This is a genomic window from Noviherbaspirillum sp. (assembly GCF_036846085.1).
Taxonomy (GTDB): Bacteria; Pseudomonadota; Gammaproteobacteria; order Burkholderiales; family Burkholderiaceae_D; genus Noviherbaspirillum.
This window is the reverse complement of sequence record NZ_DAIUCO010000324.1, coordinates 1-5,313: the sequence shown is the minus strand read 5'-3', so window position 1 is coordinate 5,313 and position 5,313 is coordinate 1. Positions and strand designations below refer to the sequence as shown.

Here is a 5,313-nt window from a genome sequence, read left to right as displayed (position 1 = left end):
GTAGTGAGGTCGGGCAAACGGATGCATAAGCTCAACCTCACTACCCCCACCCTAGCCCTCCCCCTGAAAAGGGGAGGGAACCGTGTGGTGCCGGTTCCAAGAGTCTCTCTACCCTTACCGCACCCCGCAAAGCTGATCCGCAAACGCATGATTCACATCCCGATGCCCCGCCTCATCCGCCCGCACTGCAATCACGACATCACGCAGGCGCGCATCCGCCGGCAGATTCCAGTACCGGATCGCCAGTGCCGGTGCCGGGACATTCTCGTACGTCCCTTTATCGATGCCGTTCAGGTATTCCGAATAGCTGTACACCGCTTCCTCTTCGAAGTACCCGACGATCCGGTGCGCCGTCTTCGGCGACAGCAGGTAGATGAAGAAGTACAGGTTGTAGAACACGAGCTGTGTCATGCAGATCACCACCCGTTCGAACATCGAAGGCTTGGCGATTTCGATGAAGGTCATCAGATGCATGCGTTCGTTCTCCGCTTCATCAAGCAATTGCCGAATCCATCCATTGTCGTCCTTGATCAATCGCAGTGACTTCAGGTGCTGCAGCAGGCCGCCGACCATGCCGGGCACGGCAGCAACGGTTTCCAATACCACTGCCCGGTGCCCGTACCGCCGGGCGAAGAATCGGTCGGCGATGAACCGCAGGAACCGGGTGAAGCCGTAGGCGATGCGGTCCGAGATGTCGCGCGGCGGAACGTGTACCGGATGGTCGGCTTGGAGGCGCAGGGTACCCATGATGATCCTTTCAATGTCAGTTAGATAGTCGTTTCATGAATCTGGAGCGTCGCGTGTTCCCGGAAGTAGCCATAGCGCAAGCTGCGCGCGATCCGATTCGCCACTTCCATCACGATCTGTGCGTCATCCGGACTGTAGATGTCATTCACGGTCTGCTCGAAGAGCATCAGCCACCGGCTGAAATGCTTCTGCTCGATGCCCTGCAGCGCCATGTGCTTGCCGAACACATCGCTCTGGAACTCGCCTGTGCCCATCAGCACTTTCGTCCAGAAGGCAACCATGCGGTCGAGGTGAGGTTCCCACCTGCCGTCCAGCGATGCGTTGAATACCCCGGACAGCACGTCGTCGCGGCGCACCTGCGCATAGAACCGGTCGACCATGGTGCGGATCATGGCTTCCGTAATCGTGCTGACTTTCATTTCGGTTTCTCCTTTTCTTCATCGAAAATTGTTGTCCTTGCAGGGAACCGGCAAGCTCCAGCCGCCGGCCAAACCATACATTCCAAAATAAGATGCATTAAAAATGCATATTTAATGACAAAAATAATGCCCGTCAGGGCTTTCCATCAATCCTTATGCGATTTCGGTCTTGCCTTCCCTCGCCATGCGGGTGAAATTGCGGTGCATCATCACGATCTGTTCGCCCACTGCGCCCTGTGTGATATCGGCAAGGGTATAGCGGTCCATGGCATCGTAGAAAGCGTTCTTTCCCACCGCCAGGGCGGAGCGGAGCAGGCAATTGCCACGCAGCTGGCAGCTTCCGGCTTCGCAATCGACGAGCTCATCGTCGCCTTCGAGCTCGCGCAGCACAAGGCCGATACGCAGGGTCTTCGGATCGGCATTCAGGGTCAACCCGCCGTTGCGGCCCCGCATCGCCCTGATCCAGCCGGCACGCGCCAACTGGCCTACGACCTTCACCAGGTGATTGGCCGGTACATCGAATTGCTGCGCGATCTCGGCCACCGTCGCCGGCGCGCGGTCGTCACTGGCGCGCGCCAGGTAAATCAGCACACGAAGGCCAATATCGGAAAATCGGGTGAGGCGCATGATGGAGGAAAGCGGTGAAGTTGCATGCACTTTAGCATAATAGGTATTTTAAAGGCATATTTAAAGTTGCTATCAGGATTCGTCGATTCATCCGTTCCGTCAATGCGTGCCCGTTCGCCGGACCGACACCGCATGATTAACCTGCATGTACCGGCGGCGGCAGGCACGCGCATCCGCACCGCCGCGGCGGCAACGGATATTTGAGCTACAACAACCGTCGCAGGCGTTGCCGAAGAAACTATCGATATGGTGTGAGTGCCGAACCATCATATGAAACGCGACATCACACCGTTGCCTGCCAAGCCCGTTCCGTCGGGGAGCAGCCGGCAAGGCACGCCAAAGAACCCGGAGCCGGCCAGGATGCCGCCACGCAAGGCATGGCTGCTGTTCGCCATCATCCTGTTCGTCAATTACCTGTTGATGAAGGTGTTCTTCCCGGACGAGAACGCGCCGGTGACCGTGCCCTATACGGTATTCAAGGAACAGGTGGCCAACGGCAACGTCAAGTCGATCTACAGCAAGGGTGCGAGCATCGAAGGCCGCTTCGGGGCACCGGTCACATGGCCGCCTCCGGCAGCCGGCGACGAACAGAAAAAGGAGCCGCCTCCCGGGCCGCTGCCGGCCACGCCAAGCCGGACGTCGCAGACCTTCACAACCACGCTGCCGACCTTCGTCGGCCCCGACTTCGAGGACTTCCTCATCGCCAACAAGGTCGAGATCAGCGCCGTGCCGATCCAGACCGGCAGCGGCTGGGCCACGCTTCTCTTCGGCTTCGGACCGGCGCTGCTGATCATCGCGTTTTACGTATGGCTCTACCGCCGGACGGCGCAGGGAGGCGGCATGGGCGGATCGATGTTCGGTATCGGCAAGAGCAAGGCGCGCCGCTACGACCAGGAGCAGGATTCGCGCGTCACGTTCAATGACGTGGCCGGTATCGACGAAGCGGAGAACGAGCTCGTCGAGATTGTGGATTTTCTGAAAGACCCCGGAAAATATACCCGGCTGGGCGGCGCGGCACCGAAGGGGGTGCTTTTGATCGGCGCGCCGGGCACCGGCAAGACGCTGCTGGCAAGGGCTGTCGCCGGCGAGGCGGGCGTGCCGTTCTTTTCGATGAGCGCGGCGGAGTTCGTGGAAATGATCGTGGGCGTCGGCGCGGCGAGGGTACGCGACCTGTTCAAGCAGGCTCGGGAGAATGCACCCGCAATCATCTTCATCGACGAGCTCGATTCGATCGGACGCGCACGCGGCCAGGTCGCGTTCGGCGGTTCGAGCGAACAGGAACAGACGCTGAACCAGATCCTCACCGAGATGGATGGTTTTTCGAGCCGCGAAGGCATCATCGTGCTTGCCGCGACCAACCAGCCCGATGTGCTCGACAAGGCATTGATGCGGCCGGGCCGCTTCGACCGGCGCGTGGTCGTCAACCTGCCCGACAAGACCGGGCGCGAAGCGATTCTCAATGTGCACACCCGGAAGGTGCCTCTCGGGAAGGATGTCAACCTGTCCGAGCTGGCGTCTGCCACGCCGGGGCTGTCCGGCGCGGACCTGCGCAACCTCGTCAACGAGGCGGCGCTGCTCGCGGCACGCCGAGAGCAGAACGATGTGCGGCACAAGGACTTCATGGATGCGCTGGAAAAAATCGTCCTCGGCCCCGAACGGCCGATCTTGCTCAGCGAAGCCGATCGCGAGCGTATCGCGTACCACGAGAGCGGCCACGCGATCCTTGGGCTGGTGGTCCCGGGCGCCGACCCTGTGCACCGCGTCACCATCGTGCCGCGCGGGCAGGCGCTGGGCGTCACCTACCAGCGGCCGCAGACCGATCGCTACAACTATCCGGAGCAGTATCTGCGGGCGAGGATCGTCGGCATGCTGGGCGGCCGGGTCGCGGAGGAAGTCGTGTACGGCACCCGGACTACCGGCGCGGAGAACGACATCGAGCAGGCCACCAGTCTTGCCCGCAGCATGGTCACCCGCTGGGGCATGAGCGATGAACTCGGCATGGTGCAGCTCGCGCCGCGGCAGAATTCCTTCCTCGGCGGCGCCGTGGGCGGAGGGGGCGAAAAGCCGTTCAGCGAAGAGACCGCGCGCCTCATCGACCTTGAGGTACAGCGCATCATCAACGAAAGCCACAGGGACGCCACGCTACTGCTGCAGGAGCACAGAAGGGAACTCGATGCGCTGGTGCGCGCGCTGCTGGAACGCGAGACGCTGGATGAACAGGAAATCCTTGCCGTCACCGGCTTGCCGCCCGCGCCCGCACTCACGAATCGCCGCATGCCGGCGGTCGATGCGCGCAGCCCAAACCAATCACCCGCATAACTCGCCAAGGGCGTGACTGCACGACTTCCTTGCGCCGCCTCCGCACCTGTATCTACGCGTGCCGATCGATCGTCCGGCCTTGATGCTGCATCGAATCGGTGCCCGGAAACACTATTCATGCCTGAACGGCGCGGATTGGCGGCGAATAGGTGGCCATGCGGAAACATCGGGAAACCAGTCCTGATATTTATGCGCTATGTAGGGTTGGTTGCGTAGAAAACGGCGTGTTGTATGTAACACTCTGACGTACGCTTTGCCAAAGAACGGATTGGCAACGCTGATGCGAACAATCAGATCCTCTCGTATCGTATCCTTTGTCTTTCCAGACTTTGCGGTGGACCACCTGCTCCACCATAACGCGTCTTCTAAGACACCGTATTACGCTGAAACCTACGGTTGATCATCCCGTCGTTCAACTTCTCGTTTCCTGTCACAACGTCATACCGTTAGATGAAGGAAGCGCCATGATGCTTACCCTCGCTGAAGCGCGCAAATGCGGCAACCGGCTTTTAAACAAACTCACCGATGAGCACTATCAGGCCTTGTTGCCCCGGCTTGAAAAAAGCAATCTCAAATCAAAAGATGTAATTTATGAACGAAACAAGGCGGTTTCGCATGTCCATTTTCCGTGCGACAGTGCACTGTCGAACCTGATTTATCTCGAGGATGGCGCGGCGGTCGAAGTCGGCACCGTCGGCAATGAAGGATTTTCCAGTGTCGAACTGCTGGTGAATGCCTCCCTGGCGATTGAAAGCTGCGTCTGCCAGATAGCAGGGCGCAGCCTGCGCATGAGGACGGCCGATTTCCAGAAGGAGATCACTGGCCAGACTCCCTTGCGACACCTGGCGGAATGCTACTTTCAAGCATACCTTTCGCAGGTATCGCAATCGGTGGCATGCAACCGCATGCACACGATCGAGGCCCGTTTTGCCCGCTGGTTATTGGTGACGCACGATAGGGTGCGCGGTGAGGAGTTTTACCTGACCCAGGAGTTTATCGCCGAGATGCTCGGTGTGCATCGCCCGAGCGTCAGCCTGATAGCAGGCGCATTTCAAAACGCCGGGATCATCCAGTATCGGCGCGGCCATATGAAAATACTCGACCGGGCGGCGTTGGAAGAGACATCCTGCGAATGCTACAAGGTGGTCACATTGCAGTTCAAAAGACTATTGGGAATACCGTATGGTTAAGCGGCATGGAC

General features: G+C 59.6%; 5 protein-coding genes. 2 read left to right on the top strand and 3 right to left on the bottom strand.

Annotated elements, in window-relative coordinates:
* Positions 1–114: 114 nt before the first annotated feature.
* The 3 genes from V7080_RS23800 to V7080_RS23790 all read right to left on the bottom strand — a co-directional run bounded on the left by V7080_RS23800 (position 115) and on the right by V7080_RS23790 (position 1,793).
* Positions 115–747 carry an alternative oxidase gene (locus tag V7080_RS23800; RefSeq protein WP_334190862.1) on the bottom strand — a complete coding sequence of 211 codons (633 nt, stop codon included), beginning with the start codon at positions 745–747 and terminating at the stop codon, positions 115–117.
* A gap of 20 nt (positions 748–767) precedes the next feature.
* Positions 768–1,166: a group III truncated hemoglobin gene (locus V7080_RS23795; protein WP_334190861.1), complete on the bottom strand. Its 399-nt coding sequence runs from the start codon at positions 1,164–1,166 to the stop codon at positions 768–770.
* 153 nt (positions 1,167–1,319) lie between these two features.
* The gene (locus V7080_RS23790) at positions 1,320–1,793 is read right to left on the bottom strand and encodes an RrF2 family transcriptional regulator (protein ID WP_334190860.1); all 474 of its coding nucleotides are present in this window, start codon (positions 1,791–1,793) and stop codon (positions 1,320–1,322) included.
* Positions 1,794–2,063: 270 nt separating this feature from the next.
* Here V7080_RS23790 and ftsH point away from each other — a divergent pair, with 270 nt between their 5' ends.
* Together ftsH and V7080_RS23780 are read left to right on the top strand one after the other, a co-directional pair.
* The gene (gene ftsH / locus V7080_RS23785) at positions 2,064–4,112 is read left to right on the top strand and encodes an ATP-dependent zinc metalloprotease FtsH (RefSeq protein ID WP_334190859.1); all 2,049 of its coding nucleotides are present in this window, start codon (positions 2,064–2,066) and stop codon (positions 4,110–4,112) included.
* A gap of 329 nt (positions 4,113–4,441) precedes the next feature.
* Complete coding sequence (locus tag V7080_RS23780) at positions 4,442–5,302, top strand: Crp/Fnr family transcriptional regulator (protein WP_334190858.1); 861 nt, start codon at positions 4,442–4,444, stop codon at positions 5,300–5,302.
* Positions 5,303–5,313: the final 11 nt, after the last annotated feature.